Origin of the sequence: Bacillus sp. AR13-1 (assembly GCF_008042285.1) — a bacterium.
Lineage (GTDB): Bacteria > Bacillota > Bacilli > Bacillales > Bacillaceae_G > Bacillus_A > Bacillus_A mycoides.
Genome location: NZ_QNUA01000062.1, coordinates 1 through 18,974 on the forward strand (window position 1 = coordinate 1; position 18,974 = coordinate 18,974).

The following is an 18,974-nucleotide window of genomic DNA, read 5'->3' on the forward strand; positions in this document are numbered from 1 at the left end:
ATAACCAATGTATCTCATGATTTACGCACACCGTTAACATCTATTATTGGCTATATAGATTTATTAAAAAGAGGGCAATACAACAGTAAAACACAATTACAGGAATACCTTGAAACCACGTATTCAAAGTCACAGAGACTGAAATATTTAATTGATGAGTTGTTTGAATATACTCGTTTATCAGGCATAGATGCTAAGTTAAATCTTAATGAAGTTGATTTATCAAGTTTGTTGGAGCAAATAGTTGGAGCAAATAGTTGGAAAGCTTAATCGTTCAAAAATCAATCACACAAGAAACAATACCTATCTTCATAGATGTAGAAAAAATGGTACGTGTATATGAAAATCTCTTTATGAATGCGATAAAGTACAGCATAAAACCATCCGAATTATCCGTATGTCTTGAATTAATGGATAACAAAGCAATTTTGAAAGTGTCAAATACAGTCGAGAAACCGCCTGTTAGCGATCCAAATAAATTGTTTGAAAGGTTTTTCAGGGGGGACAAGGCAAGAAAAGATGACCAGGGAAATGGTCTGGGGCTTGCTATCTCAAAAAGAATCGTTGAGCTTCATAATGGTAATATACATGCAGAATATAAAGACGACTGGATGTCCTTTATTGTTGAACATCCAATTAAATAGAATGGCTTATGGAATTATAGGTTCCATAAGCTTTTTTTATAAAACTTAAGAATTCTTAAGAATTTTACGGGGTGTTTCCTAATTTTCATAGTTTATCATGTATGTATTGAAAGCGATGAGGAGAGTGAAGAAATTAAAAAAGAAAATTTTCTTTGTAGCTTTCAGGTGGATACATAGTGACAATCTCATTGAAAAGGTGATAAATAGATGAAGAAGAAAAATAAAGTGTTAATTACTAGTGTAGTAGCAATTGGAATTGCTGCTGGATCATATTTTGCATTTGCTGGCGGCGGTTCGGAAGTAGCAATGGAATATAGCGGTTATAAAGTTATAGAAAAACAAATTGAAAATGCACAAAAATTTGGCGGTGAAGTTATTCCAAATGGAATTGAAACAATTTCATTCGATCCAACAAAAGGTACGTATGAATCAGCTGTTAAAAAAGGCGATGAAGTGAAAAAAGGTCAGCTTCTGTTTAAATATAATGCCCCTACTGCTAAACAAGGTGTAACGGAAGCAGAAATGCAAAAGAAAATCGCACAAAAAGAAGTAACATTGTATCAAAAACAACTTGATGCAGCGAAACAAAAATTACAAAAAGATAAAAATGCTGGTCTTCCTCAGGAAGCATTAAAAGCATCGGAAATCGAAGTGCAACAATTAGAATCACAACTTGAAATGAAAAAATTTGAAGTTGAAAAATCTGATGAAATGATTAAAGAAGCAAAAGAGAAAGTAAACACACTTTCTGTAACGAGTCCTGCTGATGGTGTAATTGATGATATCGTAAAAACTGCTGATGAAAAAACAGGTATGAGTGGCATTACACTTCGTCACGCTGGTCCATTTAAAGTAAAAGGTCAACTTTCTGAACATGAACTTGCTAGCATGAAAGTTGGGCAAGAAGTAACTGTCTCATCAAAAACTGTCACTGGTAAGAATTGGATAGGAAAAGTAACAGAAATCGGTTCTACACCATTAAAGAGTATGGACGAAAATAAAACTGTTTCTAATTATCAATTCACTGTCACATTAGATAATAGTGAAGAATTACAAAACGGCTTCCATGTATACGTAACGAGTAAATCTGGCGAAGCAACTGGTACGATTGTTCCGAAAAGCAGCATTGTGAAAAAAGGTGACAAAAATGTTGTCTTCGTTGTAAAAGACAGTAAAGCGAAAGAACAAGCGATTACTGTTGAATTCGAGACAGATAGCGAAGCAAAAGTTTCTGGAGTGAAAAAAGGAGAACAAATTATCTCTAAACCTGAAAAAGATTTAAAAGATGGTATGGAGGTTGTCGTTGAATGATTAATTTAAAAGGCATCACGAAATCCTTCCAAAATGGTGCAGAAGCCGTTCAAATATTACACGGAATTGACGTAACTCTGAACCAAGGAGAATTCACTTCTATTATGGGACCGTCTGGTTCTGGTAAATCAACATTAATGAACATTATCGGTTGCTTAGATAAACCAACGACAGGTACGTACGAACTAGCTGGTCAAAATATTTCAAACATGTCTGAAACAGAACTTGCACATGTTCGTAATAAAGAAATCGGATTCGTATTCCAAAACTTCATGTTACTACCAAGACTTACAGCACTACAAAATATTGAATTACCTCTTATTTACGCTGGAGTCGATAAAAAAGAAAGACGTGAGCGCTCATTAGCTGCTTTAACAAAAGTAAGTTTAGCTGATCGTGCTACTCACCTGCCAAATGAATTATCAGGTGGACAAAAACAGCGTGTTGCGGTTGCTCGTGCAATCGTAAATAACCCGAAATTTATTTTAGCCGATGAACCGACAGGTGCACTTGATACGAAAACAAGTACACAAATTATGGACCTCTTTTATGAATTAAACAAGCAAGGCTCAACAATCATTATGATTACCCACGATCGTGAAATCGGTGAAGCGGCTGCCCGCCAAATTGTAATTCGTGACGGAAATATCGTCCAAGATTGGAGAGGTTAATTTTGAACACGAGTGAAACTATACGCATGGCCCTTTCCTCTATCTTTGCTCATAAAATGCGTTCTATCTTAACGATGCTAGGAATTATTATCAGTATTAGCGCCATCATTACCATCATTTCAATGGGTGATGGTACAAACGCAAAGTTTAAAAAAGAATTAGGGCAAGGAAAAGATACGGAAGTAACCATTTACTATAACAACCCCGATTATGGAACAGATAGTGCCAAAATCACAACTGATATGCTCAAACGTCTTCAAACTGTGCCAGGCGTTAAAGATGTTGATCCAGATGTGAGTATGAAAGTAAAAGCATCTTCTGGTTCAAAAGATGTCTCTCTTAATCTAAAAGGTGGAACAGTCGCCTTTATGACAGATGCGAAAATAAAATTAGTTCACGGTCGGGAATTAAACGATAGTGAACTAAAACAAGCAATCTCTGCAGTTATTTTAAATGAAGAAACTTTCAACAAATTATTTAATGGTTGGGAACCAAATCTATATACAGACATAAAAGGAAAACCGTATAAAGTAGTCGGTGTTTATGAAGCAAAAAATGATTCCGGAATGGCTATGTCAGCAGGTTATACATCACTTGAAAATGCTCCTGTCATTTCAGGAGTAACTGAGTATGACTCTGTAAAATTAACACTAACTTCACCAACAGAACGTAAAAGTGTAGAAAAACAAGCTGTTTCTATTTTGAACGAGATGAAAGCTCCTAAATTTGAGCATAAATTTAAAGCTCAAGATATGGGTGAATTTACGAAGCAATTAGACGAATCAATCGGTATGATGAAAATGGTATTCGGTGGTATCGCTGCTATCTCCTTACTTGTTGGTGGTATCGGTGTAATGAATATTATGCTTGTATCCGTAACAGAACGTACACGTGAGATCGGTATTCGTAAAGCACTTGGTGCAACACGCGGTAAAGTATTAACACAATTCTTAATTGAATCTTGTATTTTGACTGGACTAGGTGGTTTCATCGGATTCATGCTCGGTATTTTCTTCGCTTGGATCGTCTCAATCTTTGCCGGATGGCCTCTCGTTGTCTCAACAGAACTTGGACTTCTTGCAGTAGGCATTTCAATGCTAATCGGTATTGCATTTGGTTTACTACCAGCTAACAAAGCTGCAAAACTTGATCCAATTGAATGTTTACGATATGAGTAAAAAAACGTAGGAGTGTAAACTCCTGCATTTTTTCTGTTGAAGCCGAGAAATTTTAACAGTTTTTTTAAATCTTAAGGATTCTTAAGGATTTTCACTCCAGTTTCTTCATGTTTGGATTTTAAACTATGGTTGTAAAGTTAATCTATTGGAGTGACTAAATATGAAGCATTTGTCTTTTTTATCTCAATGTATAACTAATCCAAGAAACGTTGGTGCAGTACTTCCAAGTTCAAAGTTTCTCGCAGAAAAAATGATGGAAAACATTAATTTTGAGAACGCTAAATATATTATTGAATATGGGCCAGGTACGGGTGTATTCACTGAGAAATTACTTAAAAAACGAAATTCGAATACCACTCTTATGCTAGTGGAAAATAATAGAGAGTTTTATTTAATGTTGAAAGAAAAATTTAAAAAAGAGAAAAATTTATTCATTGTATGGGGGTCTGCGGAAAATATCGACAAGTATCTAAAAAACTTCTCTATTCCTTATGCAGACTATATTGTTTCTGGTCTTCCTTTTGCTAGTTTGCCCCAAAATGTTTCAGATGAAATTTTATTAACTACCACAAAAATTTTAAAGAAAGATGGGGTATTTATTACTTTTCAATATACAAAATTTAAAAAGAAGTTCCTTAATCAGTTTTTTGATACAATAGATGAGAAATGGGAGCTTAGAAACGTACCACCTGCTTTTGTTTTTAGCTGTTCAACACCAAAAAATAAGGGAGAAAAATATGGAAGCTAAAATTCTTATTGTTGATGATGATAAAGAAATCAGAAATCTTATTTCTATTTATTTGGAAAATGAAGGTTTGCAAACTCAAAAGGTTGAAGATGCTATTGAGGCCTTAAAACAGTTGGAAGAAAAAGAGTTTGATCTCATTATTTTGGATATTATGATGCCTAACATGGATGGAATTAAAGCATGTATGAAGATTAGGGAAGAACGAACTATTCCCATTATCATGCTTTCTGCAAAATCCGAAGATATGGATAAAATTCAGGGGCTTACTTCTGGTGCCGATGATTATTTGTCAAAACCGTTTAACCCATTAGAATTAATTGCTAGAGTAAAATCTCAATTAAGAAGATATACAAAATATAATACTGAAACGAACAAGAATAAAAATATTATTGAAATTGGTAATTTGACCTTGAATACAGATGCACGTCAAGTATGGGTAAGGGGAAAGGAAACCAGGCTTACTCCTAAAGAATTCGATATACTTGAACTTCTTGCTCGTAACAAAGGGATGGTCTTAAGCATTGAAAAAATATATGAAGCTGTTTGGAAGGAGAATTTTTACAAATCGGATAATAATGTAATGGTACACATTACAAGAATTAGAGATAAAATAGAAGAAGATTCCAAACATCCCATCTACATTAAAACAGTATGGGGAGTAGGATATAAAATATGAGGATGTTTAAACTTAGAAATAAGTTAGTTGCAAAACTTCTTATTGCGGTAGCAATTAGTTTTTTTGTTTCACTTGGTGCGATATTTCTCTTCAGTAAATTGCTTTATCATCTATCCGTAAAAAATTATCTGCCCGAAGTTACTCTAGTTACAGGTTATATTTATACGCTAATTTTGTTTTCAATCATAATCTTTATCTTTATTGCAGTATTTTTGTTAATGGTGCGGAAAAAATTATTATATTTGAAACTTATTACCGAGAGCGTTCACCATATTGCTAATGGAAAACTTGGTTTAACAATCAGAATAGAAAGTAGGGACGAATTGACCCAACTTGCTCAAAATATTAATTATATGTCCAAGGAATTGGAGAATACATTTGAACAGGAAAGACGATTAGAACGTACAAAAAATGAACTCATTACCAACGTATCTCATGACTTACGCACACCGTTGACATCTATTATCGGATATGTAGATTTATTAAAAAGAGGGCAATACGACAGTAAAACACAATTACAGGAATACCTCGAAACCACTTATTTAAAATCACAGAGACTGAAATATCTAATTGATGAACTGTTTGAATATACCCGTTTATCAGACCTCGATGCTAAGTTAAACCTTAATGAAGTTGATTTATCAGGTTTGTTGGAGCAAATAGTTGGAGAATACATACCTATATTTGAAAAGGAAGGTTTAATCGTTCAAAAATCAATAACGGAAGAAACAATACCTATTTTCATGGATGTAGAAAAAATGGTACGTGTTTATGAAAACCTGTTTATGAATGCGATAAAGTACAGCATGAAACCATCCGAATTATCAATAAGTCTTGAACTAATAGGTAACAAAGCAATTTTAAAAGTATCAAATAAAGTCGAGAAGCCACCTGTTAGCGATCCAAATAAATTGTTTGAAAGGTTTTTCAGGGGAGATAAGGCAAGAAAAGATGACCAGGGAAATGGTCTAGGACTTGCTATCTCAAAAAGAATTGTTGAACTTCATCATGGTAATATACATGCAGAGTATAAAGACGGCTGGATGTCCTTTATTGTTGAACATCCGATCATATAGAATGGCTTATGGAATGAAAGGTTCCATAAGCTTTTTTTTTATAAAATCTTAAGAATTCTTAAGGTTTTTACGGGGTGTTTTCTAATTTTCATAGTTTATCATGTATATATTGAAAGCGATGAGGTGAGTGAAGTAGATAAAGAAGAAAGTTTTCATTTTAGCTTTAAGGTGGATGCAACATGAAAATTTTATTAAAAGCAAATAAGAATAGCAGCTTATTTTAAAGAAATGAAAAAACAAACGTAGGAGGATATATATGACAAAACCAGTTGTAGATGTGAAAAACGTCCAAAAAGTGTACGGTAAAAAAGGTGAGAATCACTCACACGCGTTAAAAGGTGTTTCATTCTCAATTCAAGAGGGTGAGTTTGTCGGAATTATGGGACCTTCTGGTTCTGGTAAAACGACATTATTAAATGTAATTTCAACGTTAGATAAAGCAACGGGCGGCGTTGTTGAAATTGCAGGAATAGATATTACGAAAATGAAACAAGGTGAGCTTTCCGATTTCCGTTCACAAATGTTAGGATTCATTTTCCAAGACCTTAACTTATTGGAGAATTTATCTATTTACGAAAACATCGCTCTTCCACTTTCCCTTCAAGGTGTTTCATCACGAAATATCGGATCAAAAGTAGAAAAGGTAGCTGATATGTTAGGCATTTCAGCAATACTTCAAAAGTATCCATCTGAAGTATCTGGTGGACAGAAGCAACGTTCAGCAGCAGCACGTGCGTTAGTTCATGAACCAGCAATTATTTTAGGGGACGAGCCAACTGGAGCTCTTGATTCTAAAAATGCAACGAGTTTACTGGATGCGATGACAAACTTAAATAAAGAGCAAGGGGTATCTATTATGATGGTTACTCATGATCCATATAGTGCAAGTTACTGTCAGCGTATTTTATTCATTCAAGATGGTGAGCTATATAAAGAAATTTATTGCGGTGGTACACGTGAAGAGTTCTATAAAGAAATTTTAGACGTGCTTGCAAACTTAGGTACACAAAAAGCGTAAGGAAGGAAGTTCAATCATGTTATTTAAGCTTTCCATGTCAGGCCTAAAAAGTAAGTTGCAAGATTACATTGTCTTACTTGTTGGTCTTATTGTCTCTATTTCAACTTTTTATATGTTTCAAACATTAGCACTCAATAAGGCGTTCCTTGAATCTAACTCTTCTATTAGGGATATTGTGTCTGTATTTAAAATTGGGTCCTTTTTGTTAGCGTTTATCACATTTTTTTATATTTTATATGCAAACTCTTTCTTATCATCTCTTCGCCAAAAAGAATTTGGTATGTATATGATGTTAGGAGCAAAAAAGAATAAAGTTACCTTACTTATGTTTATCGAAACAATTATATTAGGTGCCGCATCTCTTGTGATTGGAATTACAGTTGGTGTAGGGCTCGCAGAAGGTATCGGTCAGTTACTAATGAAACAATTAGGACTTCCTATTAGTGGTTATCAAGCATTTTACATGCCATCTATGACGGTTACTTGCATCTTTTTCTTTGCATTATTTGTACTATCAGCAAGTATAAGTAGTATTAAGCTAGCGCGTTTTTCTGTATTACAACTTGTACATGCAGATACACAAACAGAACGTGTCGCCATAAAAGGAAAAATGACAGTTGTAGTTGCAATCCTTGGTGTGATTTTATTGGGTATTGGTTATGCATCACTAATCTATATGAAATATGCAAACCCGCTAATTGGTCTGGGATTAATGGCCGTTGGATTAATCACAGCAACCGTTGGTACTTACATGTTATTTGGATCACTTCTCCCAGTTATGATTAACAAGTTAAAGAGTAATAAAAAACGTAGTGAAAAAGGCCTCAATGCTTTTACTTTTGCACAATTAAATTTCCGCATTAATGGCCTAACAAATGTGCTTGCAACAGTAGCAATCTTAGTAGCTCTTGGTGCTGGTGGAATTGCTTGTGGTATGGCATTTAAAAACAACATCCTAAAAATGACAGATCAAATGCGAATTTACGATTCAGTCATTCATAATCCAACAGCGGAAGAAAAGAAAATTTTGGGTGGTATCTTATTTCAAGAAAAACTTGAATATCATTACAAAGTTGATGATAGGTATGTTTATTATCTTAAAGAAGATTTAGAAAAAAATCGCCCTTTCTTGCAAGGTATGAAAACAGAAAAAGTTTCAGAGGGATTACCCATTGGTGCATTTTCAATAAAATGGGTTAAAGGAGAGACCGACACAAAACAATGGATCCAGGCTTTCAGAACGATCCAGCCAAATTATTTATATCCTGATTATGAAATGAAAATTGTAGATCAAAACATATACGATGGGTTGAAGGGTAAAGAAAGTACTGTGTTTATGGGGAAAACAGATGATTTTGGATCATACATAAAAGAATGGAAAAAACTTGATGAATTACAGATATCAAAATATAAAAATGTGAAAGCGGAAGAATTGGATAGTAAGTATCAAGCGTATATTGTGAGTCATGATTTTGCCAGCGGACTAATGTTTATGGGTTTTTTCGTTGGAGTTGCATTTTTAGCAATGATGGCAAGCTGCTTAATGTTTAAAATTCTATCCGGTGCATCCAAAGATAGTACACGTTATCAAATGCTTCGTAAAATCGGTGTTCGCCGAGAGTTATTAGCACAATTAATTTATAAGGAGTTATTCTTTGTATTCTTAGTCCCAGCAATTGTGGGTATTGTTCACGTATTAGTTGGTATGAACATGTTCAGAGTTCTTTTGCCTGATCCGTACAATCGTATTTGGGTACCAATTATTATTTTCGTAGTGATTTACTCGATTTACTATTTTATTACAGTTCAATTGTATAAAAGAATTGTACTTCCGAAAGAAAATTAATGTAATGATATTATTTATACGAAATATCAACATAATCTGCCCCATTTATTGATCATTCTAAATGGGTTTGGAAATAATAAATGGACTAGCACTACAATCCATAAACGGTGTTTAATGTTCCGTATGATACTGTGTTTTTAGTAATGAGTTTTGGAATTTCCGGAAAGTATTGTTGATAGTGCCATTAGAGAAGTTAAAGAGGAAACTGATCTTGAAGTTAGCAACCTTGTTTATAAAGGACTTTATGAATATGTTAATCCGATCGTCAAAGACGGATATATGATATTTAACTATTTTACAAAAGACTTTAAGGGGGATTTACTAAAAGATTAACCAGAAGGAAAAGCTGTTTGGGTGAATATCAATGAAGCTTACAATCTTCCTATGTAGAAATCCATTCGTAGAAGATTCCCTTTGTTCTTTGAAGAAGTAACATTCGAAATTTAAGTGGAATGGGATCACGAAAAAAATCAAGAGGGACTAGTTACTATAAAGAGAACATAGACAAAACAATGCTGGCCTACACATATTAGTAATATCTAATATGTGTAGGCCTTTTAATTTTAAGCATTTATTAATTTAGGTCTTGATAATATACGAAATTCGCGTTTTGTTGCCGTACTCCCTTATGATAAGGATTCTTTTTGTATCAAAAATCCACAAATAAAAAAAGATAGGGAGTTAGATTGTCAAAAAAAATTAGAGATTATCCTAAACTTGCAAAGGATATTTTAGAAGCTGTCGGCGGAGAAACGAATGTTATTAATGCTACACGATGTGCTACAAGGCTTAGGTTGGTACTTAAGAGATCTAATCCAAAAGCCAAAGAAAAAGTTGCAAGTTTACCCGGGATTATTGCGGCTGTAGAAAATGGTGGGCAATTTCAAGTTATTATTGGGCAACATGTAGGAGAAGTCTATGAAGAATTTGCAGGTTTAATAAACACCGATATTCCTAGTGAAACAAAAGCAGAAAAAAGAATAGTGTTAAACCGTATAATCGTAACCATTTCAGCGGTTTTTGCCCCATTTGTTTATATTTTAGCCGCAGCTGGCATTTTACAAGGTTTACTAATATTAATAAAATTACTCTCTGATAACTTTGTAGAAACTGGAACTTATCAAGTTCTAAACTTTATTTCTTGGGCGCCATTTACTTTTTTACCGATTTTTATCGCAATTACAGCATCAAAGCACTTTAAAACAAACATGTACATAGCAGTGGCGTGTTGTGCTGCATTAGTAAGTCCCTTATGGACAGAAATGGCGGCGCAAATTGTATTACTTTTTTAGGTATTTCCTTAACTGAAACAGTGTATACATCTTCAGTGTTACCACCACTATTTTTAGTGTGGACTTTGTCCTATCTTGAAAGATTTTTAAATAAGCGAATCAATGAGGTAATTAGGCCGTTATTTGTACCGCTTTTATGTATGGTAATAATGGTTCCGCTTACATTGTTGCTGATTGGACCTCTTACAACAATGGGAGCAACAGGAATTGCAAATGGTTATAATTTCTTAGCGGAAAATGTACCCGCATTAGCTGGAGCTATTATAGGAGGGTTCTGGCAAGTAATAGTTATTTTCGGTATTCATTGGGGGACTACTCCTATGGTGTTAGCAAATTTTGATTTGTATGGTAGAGATTCATTCCAAGCCTATCAAACAATTGCAGTGGTTGCACAAGTTGGTGCCGTACTGGGTGTTGTTTTAAAAGGGAAAAGTCAAGAAGTGCGCAAAGTTGGAGTTTCAGCGGGTATTACTGGACTTTTTGGTATTACAGAACCATCTATTTATGGCGTGAATTTAAGATTTAAAAAGCCATTTATATTCGGATGTATTTCAGGCACTATAGGTGCAATTACAGCTAGCTTTTTTAATCCATACTACTTTGCCTATGCGGGGTTACCAGGTCCATTAACGATTGTAAATGGTATAAATGCTGACTACCCAATGTCTATCTGGGGAATTTTATTAGGTTCTGGGGTTGCGATTATTTTACCTATCATTTTAGTTCAAATATTTGGATTCGGTGAAGATACAGCAGAAAAAATAGAAGGTGAAAACTTAACAGCAAAACAAGAACGCGAGACAAATATCCAACAGAATAATGAAGAAACAATCGGTGCTCCATTTAGTGGTAATGTTATCACACTTTCAAAAGTACCTGATGAAGTATTTAGCTCAGGTGCTATGGGGACAGGTTTAGCTGTAGATCCGTCAGATCATAAATTATATGCCCCATTTGATGGAGCAGTTGTCATGATTGCACCTACCAAACATGCGATTGGGTTACGCTCAGAATCTGATATTGAATTGCTTGTACATATTGGTTTAGATACAGTTAAATTAGCTGGAAAGCCTTTCACTATACATGTAGAAGATGGTAGAAAAATCAAAAAAGGGGATTTATTAATTGAATTTGATAAAGAATTAATTCAAACACATGGGTTAAAAACAATTACACCTATTATCATAACAAATTTGAATACTTATAAAGAAATTATTGTAGAAGATATTTCTGAAACCAAACTATATCAGAAATTATTTACAGTAGTAAAATAAGGAGGAATAAACAATGAAAACAATGCCAAAGAAATTCTTATGGGGTGGTGCTTTAGCTGCCCACCAATTCGAAGGTGGATGGAATCAAGGGAATAAAGGACCTAGTGTAGTTGATGTACTAACTGCAGGTGAACATGGAGTGCCAAGACAAATAACAGATACAGTTGAACCTAATACGTTTTATCCTAACCATGAAGCAATTGATTTTTATCATAGATATAAAGAAGATATCGCTTTATTTGGTGAAATGGGATTAAAGTGTTTAAGAACTTCTATCGGATGGAGCAGAATCTTTCCAAATGGTGATGAAACAGAGCCTAACGAAGAAGGACTACAATTCTATGATAATGTATTTGATGAATTACTTAAATATGGTATTGAGCCTATCATCACATTATCTCATTTTGAAATGCCATTGCATCTAGCCAAAGAATATGGTGGATTTAGAAACCGAAAAGTAATAGACTTCTTTGTAAAATTTGCTGAAGTTTGTTTTAAACGATATAAAAATAAAGTGAAATACTGGATGACTTTTAATGAAATCAATAACCAAATGGATGTAAATAACCCTCTATTTTTATGGACAAACTCAGGAGTGGTTGTAAAAGAAGGAGAAAATGCTAAAGAAGTAATGTATCAAGTAGGACATCATGAATTAATTGCAAGTGCATTAGCTGTAGCAAAAGGAAAAGAAATTAATTCTGATTTCCAAATTGGGGCAATGATTTCGTATATACCTATTTACCCTTATTCATCAAACCCGGAAGATGTTATGCTAGCCGAAGAATCACTAAGACTAAAATACTTCTTCCCTGATGTTCAAATTCGTGGTTACTATCCTAAATATGCGTTGAAAGAATTTGAAAGGGAAGGGTACGTTATTAATTTCGAAGAAGGTGATGAAGAGACATTAAAAAATGGTACAGTAGATTACCTAGGATTTAGTTATTATATGTCCACGACAGTAAAAAATGATGTGGAAATTAGTAGTGCAAAAGATATTGTAAACGGTGGTTTAGCTAAAAGTGTGGAAAATCCATATATTAAATCTACTGATTGGGGATGGGCAATTGATCCAACTGGATTAAGATATACATTAAATCGATTGTATGACAGATATCAAATTCCATTATTTATCGTAGAGAATGGATTTGGAGATGCGGATATTCTAGAAAAAGATGGGGCAATCCATGACCAGAAGAGAATAGAATATTTAAAATCACATATTGAAGCATTAGAAAAAGCAGTAACCTACGATGGTGTCGATTTAATTGGTTATACACCTTGGGGAATTATAGATATTGTCTCATTTACTACAGGCGAAATGAAAAAACGCTATGGGATGATTTATGTGGATCGTGATAATGAAGGTAATGGATCCATGAAACGATACAAAAAAGATTCGTTTCATTGGTATAAATATGTAATTCAAACGAATGGTGAAATTAATGTTCGATAAAAATTATTTTAGACTATTAAAGGTTCTTTTGTAAGCGTTGCTTTTTCAACGTACAATGAATTACTGCAATTACTTACAATTGCATAAAATTTAAATATACTTCCCCTAGCTTTCTATCTGATTAAAGAAATTATGGGTTTGGATTATTTGAGCAGTGTTGTTTATAATGATATGTAGTTGTATATTTGATTATTTACAAAAGATTCGAGACCGAAGAGATGAGGGGAAATAGTTATTGGAAAATATAAGAACTTAATTATAAGATTTCCCGTTCTCGTGAAAAAACACTAGTAAATTCAATTTTGAAGTTTGTTAAGCTATCATTGCTTTTCATTGATGTATAAGTTGCGAGATATAATTAATTTCTTTACGTAAAGAGCAAAACCACTCGCTGTGCCTCGTGAGTGGTTTTGTTTTATTTGGGATTTATATAAAAAAGGGGGTTGTATATTGATAGTCGCCGAGATTGTGATTTTAAGGTAATTATCTTTTCCGTAATGTATAATCCACTGTTAAGTTGAATTTTAAACCACAGCAAAAAAGCATTGATTGGATTATTTAAGGAAGAATAAAAATGAAAACTACTGGTATAAATCGTAAAATTGATGAATTAGGATTTCAGTTCCAACAATAAAAATTGGTGACTATGTACAATTTTCAAATCGTAAGAATCCTTCTTTAAAATTAAATGGTTATGTAGTAAATATTTTAACTAACACAATTATCGTAGATGTTTCAGAAACTATCCAAAATAAGGGTTATAAAGAATTAGACGTTCGTCATGTTGTAAAACATGGTCGCTATAAAAAAATTCGTTCTTATAAAAAACAGGCTTCCTAAAAACTTAAACAATTGCTAATGGAAGTGTGAATCTCATGAAAGAATACATGAGCAATCATAAAAATAGAGTCCTAATAATAAGGGACTCTATTTCTTATGTATATCTTATATCTGTTATATAATTTACTTTTAGGGGTAGCACCACATCGCTATCAAGCTAATATTTTAAAGTACCTCCAAAACGAAAAAACGGTATTCTTTCTATCTAAGATGTAGGAGGAGTATCGTTTATTTTTATAAATGTAAAAAACTTTTGACATTTATAACAGAATTATATAAACTAAGAATGTAAAAAGTTTTTGACAAAATCAGGGGTGATGTTCATAAAAATGGAGAACATAATTCGTATTTTACGTAAAGAGAAAAAGCTTTCCCAAGACGATTTAGCTAAATTATGTCATGTTTCAAGACAAACGATTAATGCGATTGAGAATAACAAATATGATCCTACATTGGAACTTGCTTTTAATTTAGCTAAATCCCTTGGTGTAACGGTTGATCAATTATTTATTTATAAAATCTAGATATGGAGTAGAGGCAAATGAAAAATGGAATTAATATCTTATTTACTTGTTTATACATTGTGATTATGGGGTTACTTGCTTTTGAATGGTATGAGAAACAACAGATTTCTATAACCTCGTTATTTGTAGCAACAATCATTTTGCAATCATTATTTATGAAGAGAATTTTGAAAGGTAAAAAAGAGGGCGAAAATTTTATTGATGAAATGTTTTTACATATCAGACAGAAAAGCTTATCAATTTGTTGTTTTGTAATGTATGTATTAACTTTAGGTACTTTATTTTTATCAGAAGGAACATGGAATTTTAGCCATATGCATAATAAACCGTTAATTTTTCTGGTTTTCTTATATCCTATCGTTTACCAAATAAGTCATATATTCGTTTCAAGAAACAACTCTTAATAGACTATTTAAAAGTGGGGAAAAACGCTATTCTTTCGGTATAAGTTCAAAACGAGAGGATGGCGTTTTTGTATGTCTATTTCTGTATCAGATGAATTACAACTATTTGCTCAAGAAATTCAAAATTTCTTATCTCCAAATTTCTTACGAAATCTTGCTAGAGATGTTGGTTTTGTACAACGAACCAGTAAGTATCAAGCACAAGATTTAGTAGCTTTATGTGTATGGATTAGTCAAAATGTTGCTAAAACCTCTTTAACTCAGTTATGTAGCTGTTTAGAAGCGTCAACGGAAGTGCTCATCAGTCCTGAAGGACTGAATCAACGATTTAATGCCACAGCTGTGCAATTTCTACAACAAGTGTTAGCCGAACTTCTCAACCAAAAGTTATTTTCAACTAAGCTGCCCTCTTCTCCATACACTTCTATGTTCAAGCGTATTCGTAACCTAGATTCAACTGCGTTTCAAATTCCCGATGTATTTTCATCTGTTTATCCAGGTGCAGGAGGATGCAGTCATACAGCAGGGTTGAAGATTCAGCTTGAATATGATCTATTAAGTGGACAGTTCCTACATATCCATACAGGTCCAGGTAAACAACATGATCGAACCTATGGTTCTCTGTGTGTCCCGACTGTGAAAGCGAATGATTTATGTATTCGAGATTTAGGTTATTTTCACTTGAAAGATCTTCAACATATACAAGATAAAAAGGCTTACTATATCTCTCGTATTAAATCAAATACACGTATTTATTAAAAAAATCCCACCCCTGATTATTTTCAAGATGGAAGGATCAAGAAAGGTACAGAGTATATACAGATAGATCTGGAGGTCTTAATGAACTCTCTTCAACCAGGACAAACATGTGAAATATCCGACGCTTATGTAGGAATGACTGATAAAGTACCAACTCGTGTAATTGTTCATCGGTTAACAAAAGAACAACAACAAAAACGATTACAAGATCAAGCTGTAAGAGAAAAAAAGAAAGGAATGAAGTATTCTCCACGTAGTAAACGACTCAGTGGCATCAATGTATATATGACAAACACCCCCTACAGATATTGTCCCAATGGGACAGGTACATGACTGGTATTCTTTGCGTTGGCAAATCGAAATTTTATTTAAAACGTGGAAGTCATTCTTTCAAATTCATCATTGTAAAAAGATAAAACCAGAACGATTGGAGTGCCATTTATATGTTCAATTGATTGCCATTCTACTCTGTTTTTCTATCATGTTTCAAATGCGCCAATTGCTCCTCATGAAGAAAAAAAGAGAGCTTAGTGAGTATAAAGCCATATATATGATTAAAGACTATTTTCTTCTTTTATTCCAAACTATACAAAAAAACGCCCAAGAGCTATCAAAGGTGTTACTTCGCTTGTTCAAACTCCTACAGCAAAACGGGCGGAAATCTCATCGATATGAGAAAAAAACGGTCTTTGATATACTAGGTGTCATTTACAATTGTACCATGTCAGATAATCAAGCCGCTTAATTCAAAAAAGTGAAACTCGTTAGGGTTTATTTCGTATGCAAATCTTTCAATCAACTACACTTGCCCTTTAGAAAAAAGAAACAATCTCGCCTAAAATTGACTTTGCATAAGCTTACCTTGATAGCGATGGGGTAGCACCACATGCCCATCAACTTAAGAATTTTATAACGCCCCAAAAACAAAAAAATTGTACATTTTCACCTAAAGATGCCAATTTTCTCGTTTTAGAGTATTTGTTTTTTTGGGGGGTTGATGGGCATGGGGGATAACAACGATTCGTTCTTTTTCGGACCACTTGTAAAAAACTTTGAAAGGTATGATAAAACAATGACTTTAAGGTAATTAAATTTGAAGTTTTCAAGAAGATTTTCTTTAAATGTATTCCGTCCACTTATTTTCCAGCAATATTTACAGGTGTTCTGTAAACAAATTTTGTTAAATTCATTCCAAAAGTTAACGGAACTCTAATTCTGTTACTTAAAATAATGAGTGGCCCAAAAAATAGTAATCGTTGCCGTGCCCCGAATACGGAAAAATGATTATATCTTGAGTACCATCTACACAATATTTTCCTTTCGGGCCCTTTTTATTGCTTCTTCGCGGTTGTTGACGCTGAGCTTAGAGTAGAGAGTCGAGCAATAATTGCGGATCGTTCCCTCCGATAAAAATAATTTGGCGGCGATCGACTTATAACGCAGTCCACCTGACAGATGCTCCAGAATCTCCATTTCACGTTTCGTAAGCCCGTACGGGAAGTTTTCCTGACTTGAACCGATCTTCTCCAATTGCTCGCGTTGACTTTTCATCTCTTCGAAAATTCGCGTAGCGACCGATTGATCGATCCAGATTCCTCCGTTATAAATTAGTTTCAAGGCTTCCTTCATCTCTCGCGGATGAATCGACTTCAGCATGTAGCCCTCCGCCCCGTGCTCCAATGCAGTTGCTGCCTGCAAGGAATCCTCAAACGTTGTCATGAACACAACCTTCATATCAGGCCATCGTTGTTTCATCTCAAGTAAAGTTTCAATCCCGCTCATTCCCTGCATACTAATATCCATTAGCACGATATCCGGTTGGGACCGCTCACAATGTTCTAATGCTTCGCCACCGTCCCTGGCTGTACCAACTACGTTAAAATCAGTATGCTGATCCAAAATTTGCTTCAAACTGTCGGTAATGATCACCTGGTCGTTAACGAGCAGCAGGCGGATTGTATCATGTGCAGGCTCTGTCTGCAACGGAATATTACATATGACGAAAGTTCCTTGTTCTGGCTCGGAATGCACGGACACCGTGCCGTGAAATAGCTTAAGTCGTTCCTTCATCCCATTAAGTTCAAATCCAAATTGGATTTCTTCCATTCCGATGCCGTTATCTTCGATCTGTAACCTGAGCTGCTGACTCTCGAAATACAACTGAACGGATATCAAGCTCGCCGAACCGTGCCGAACCGCGTTGTTCAGAGACTCTTGAAGGCAACGATATAGACAAAAGTTTATTTTTTGCATAACGAGAGTCTCGCTGCCGATCACACGGAATTTGACCATTATACCTGTTGACTTCATAAAATCTTCGGTAAATTGCCGTAGAGATTCACTTAACGAATGGTTCAATGGAGTATGAGAGAGCTGATGCAGATGTTTTCGGATATCAACCAGACTGTGTTGGGCGATTCCGACAAGCGAATCGATCCTCTCTATCTGTGAATTCGGTACGGACGATCGCAGCGATTCGACGCCGACGATGAGTGAGGTAAGCGTATGGCCAATCGTGTCATGCAGCTCATGTGACAGCCGGCTGCGCTCCTCCATCAGCGTAAGTTCCTCAATCCGCTCAATATGCTGCTCCAGCAATAGCTTTTGCTCATGAATAATTAGGGCTTGCTTATGGGACTGAATTAATATATTAAACGTGAAGCCGATGGCGAATCCAAAACCGTTGCTAACGATAAATTCATACGGGAGACGACCAGCGATCCAACCGTTCAATGCCGGCAATATGATTCCACAGAGGATACCTGTCCATACATAGGTTCTTCGATTGCTGGCCAAGCCGATATTCATCACAAGTAAAACGAAAGACCAAAGTAACTCCGGTGCTGTATAGGCTAAATAAAGATGAAAACCCCCCGCTGCCATGACGTCGACTGCAAGATACCAATCTGCATTTCTACACCAGGCGATTAATGGAACGAGATAAACGACGAAAGCAAAAGAAAATAAGACCCAAAAAGAAGCATCGATTAATGACGGTTTGATAAAACTAGCGCTTATGATAATGACCATCCAAAGCGTTCGTATGGCCACAAATATCCAATCATACCAGAACCGTTTTTTTATTATAGAGAACACGGATTATGCACACCTACTTGTATTTTTTAAAATAAATTCTGAATAAATCAAACCTATCATGCACCATAAACTTCTGATCCGTCAAGCGAAAAAGAGGGTAAACAGTTAGAATTTACTGTAACAAGCACGTCACATGAGATATTTGACAGTTTGTCATA

At 34.6% G+C, this 18,974-nt stretch carries 13 protein-coding genes and 4 pseudogenes; 16 read left to right on the top strand and 1 reads right to left on the bottom strand.

All coding sequences use genetic code 11. From position 1 onward, the window contains the following. The 16 genes and pseudogenes from DN408_RS30435 to DN408_RS30510 all read left to right on the top strand — a co-directional run. Positions 1 to 644: pseudogene (locus DN408_RS30435) on the top strand (sensor histidine kinase); the annotation flags it as partial. A 207-nt stretch (positions 645 to 851) separates the two neighbouring features. After that, entirely contained in the window at positions 852 to 1,955 is a 1,104-nt protein-coding gene (locus DN408_RS30440) for an efflux RND transporter periplasmic adaptor subunit (protein WP_016126975.1), read from the top strand. Continuing rightward, complete coding sequence (locus DN408_RS30445; protein ID WP_016126976.1) at positions 1,952 to 2,626, top strand: ABC transporter ATP-binding protein; 675 nt, start codon at positions 1,952 to 1,954, stop codon at positions 2,624 to 2,626. The genes DN408_RS30440 and DN408_RS30445 overlap by 4 nt, the downstream gene beginning before the upstream one ends. Before the next feature lie 26 nt (positions 2,627 to 2,652). Then, positions 2,653 to 3,804, top strand: a complete 1,152-nt coding sequence (locus DN408_RS30450) for an ABC transporter permease (protein ID WP_003193210.1) — start codon at positions 2,653 to 2,655, stop codon at positions 3,802 to 3,804. A gap of 160 nt (positions 3,805 to 3,964) precedes the next feature. Next, positions 3,965 to 4,552: a class I SAM-dependent methyltransferase gene (locus DN408_RS30455; protein WP_078179150.1), complete on the top strand. Its 588-nt coding sequence runs from the start codon at positions 3,965 to 3,967 to the stop codon at positions 4,550 to 4,552. Then, complete coding sequence (locus DN408_RS30460; protein ID WP_016126979.1) at positions 4,542 to 5,228, top strand: response regulator transcription factor; 687 nt, start codon at positions 4,542 to 4,544, stop codon at positions 5,226 to 5,228. Before DN408_RS30455 ends, DN408_RS30460 begins: the two co-directional genes overlap by 11 nt. Continuing rightward, entirely contained in the window at positions 5,225 to 6,304 is a 1,080-nt protein-coding gene (locus DN408_RS30465) for a HAMP domain-containing sensor histidine kinase (RefSeq protein ID WP_050001526.1), read from the top strand. Before DN408_RS30460 ends, DN408_RS30465 begins: the two co-directional genes overlap by 4 nt. Positions 6,305 to 6,560: 256 nt before the next feature. After that, positions 6,561 to 7,322 carry an ABC transporter ATP-binding protein gene (locus DN408_RS30470; RefSeq protein ID WP_003193219.1) on the top strand — a complete coding sequence of 254 codons (762 nt, stop codon included), beginning with the start codon at positions 6,561 to 6,563 and terminating at the stop codon, positions 7,320 to 7,322. A 16-nt stretch (positions 7,323 to 7,338) separates the two neighbouring features. Beyond that, on the top strand, positions 7,339 to 9,168 hold the full coding sequence (locus tag DN408_RS30475; protein WP_147740510.1) for an FtsX-like permease family protein: 1,830 nt from the start codon (positions 7,339 to 7,341) through the stop codon (positions 9,166 to 9,168). Between the two features lie 150 nt (positions 9,169 to 9,318). After that, positions 9,319 to 9,615 (top strand): annotated as a pseudogene (locus DN408_RS32280) (NUDIX domain-containing protein); the annotation flags it as partial. Between the two features lie 239 nt (positions 9,616 to 9,854). Continuing rightward, positions 9,855 to 11,734: pseudogene (locus DN408_RS30485) on the top strand (beta-glucoside-specific PTS transporter subunit IIABC). A 13-nt stretch (positions 11,735 to 11,747) separates the two neighbouring features. Further along, positions 11,748 to 13,193 (top strand): 6-phospho-beta-glucosidase BglA, encoded by a 1,446-nt coding sequence (gene bglA, locus DN408_RS30490; RefSeq protein ID WP_016126986.1) that lies wholly within the window; start codon positions 11,748 to 11,750, stop codon positions 13,191 to 13,193. Between the two features lie 609 nt (positions 13,194 to 13,802). Beyond that, the gene (locus tag DN408_RS30495) at positions 13,803 to 14,033 is read left to right on the top strand and encodes a DUF2187 family protein (protein ID WP_087944776.1); all 231 of its coding nucleotides are present in this window, start codon (positions 13,803 to 13,805) and stop codon (positions 14,031 to 14,033) included. A 329-nt stretch (positions 14,034 to 14,362) separates the two neighbouring features. Beyond that, positions 14,363 to 14,557 (top strand): helix-turn-helix transcriptional regulator, encoded by a 195-nt coding sequence (locus DN408_RS30500; protein WP_002204176.1) that lies wholly within the window; start codon positions 14,363 to 14,365, stop codon positions 14,555 to 14,557. Positions 14,558 to 14,574: 17 nt separating this feature from the next. Next, positions 14,575 to 14,961, top strand: a complete 387-nt coding sequence (locus tag DN408_RS30505; RefSeq protein ID WP_016120510.1) for a hypothetical protein — start codon at positions 14,575 to 14,577, stop codon at positions 14,959 to 14,961. A gap of 72 nt (positions 14,962 to 15,033) precedes the next feature. Continuing rightward, positions 15,034 to 16,465: pseudogene (locus DN408_RS30510) on the top strand (IS4 family transposase). Between the two features lie 557 nt (positions 16,466 to 17,022). Here the strand turns inward: DN408_RS30510 and DN408_RS30515 are convergent. Continuing rightward, a complete protein-coding gene (locus tag DN408_RS30515; protein WP_033729461.1) occupies positions 17,023 to 18,816 on the bottom strand; it encodes a helix-turn-helix transcriptional regulator in 1,794 nt (597 codons plus the stop codon). Positions 18,817 to 18,974: the final 158 nt, after the last annotated feature.

Excerpts from the sequence above, each read along its gene's own strand:
- DN408_RS30445 (WP_016126976.1), top strand. The coding sequence starts at position 1,952 with ATGATTAATTTAAAAGGCATCACGAAATCCTTCCAAAATGGTGCAGAA.
- DN408_RS30460 (WP_016126979.1), top strand. The coding sequence starts at position 4,542 with ATGGAAGCTAAAATTCTTATTGTTGATGATGATAAAGAAATCAGAAAT.
- DN408_RS30475 (WP_147740510.1), top strand. The coding sequence starts at position 7,339 with ATGTTATTTAAGCTTTCCATGTCAGGCCTAAAAAGTAAGTTGCAAGAT.
- DN408_RS30455 (WP_078179150.1), top strand. The coding sequence starts at position 3,965 with ATGAAGCATTTGTCTTTTTTATCTCAATGTATAACTAATCCAAGAAAC.
- DN408_RS30450 (WP_003193210.1), top strand. The coding sequence starts at position 2,653 with ATGGCCCTTTCCTCTATCTTTGCTCATAAAATGCGTTCTATCTTAACG.
- DN408_RS30440 (WP_016126975.1), top strand. The coding sequence starts at position 852 with ATGAAGAAGAAAAATAAAGTGTTAATTACTAGTGTAGTAGCAATTGGA.
- DN408_RS30465 (WP_050001526.1), top strand. The coding sequence starts at position 5,225 with ATGAGGATGTTTAAACTTAGAAATAAGTTAGTTGCAAAACTTCTTATT.
- bglA (WP_016126986.1), top strand. The coding sequence starts at position 11,748 with ATGAAAACAATGCCAAAGAAATTCTTATGGGGTGGTGCTTTAGCTGCC.
- DN408_RS30500 (WP_002204176.1), top strand. The coding sequence starts at position 14,363 with ATGGAGAACATAATTCGTATTTTACGTAAAGAGAAAAAGCTTTCCCAA.
- DN408_RS30470 (WP_003193219.1), top strand. The coding sequence starts at position 6,561 with ATGACAAAACCAGTTGTAGATGTGAAAAACGTCCAAAAAGTGTACGGT.
- DN408_RS30505 (WP_016120510.1), top strand. The coding sequence starts at position 14,575 with ATGAAAAATGGAATTAATATCTTATTTACTTGTTTATACATTGTGATT.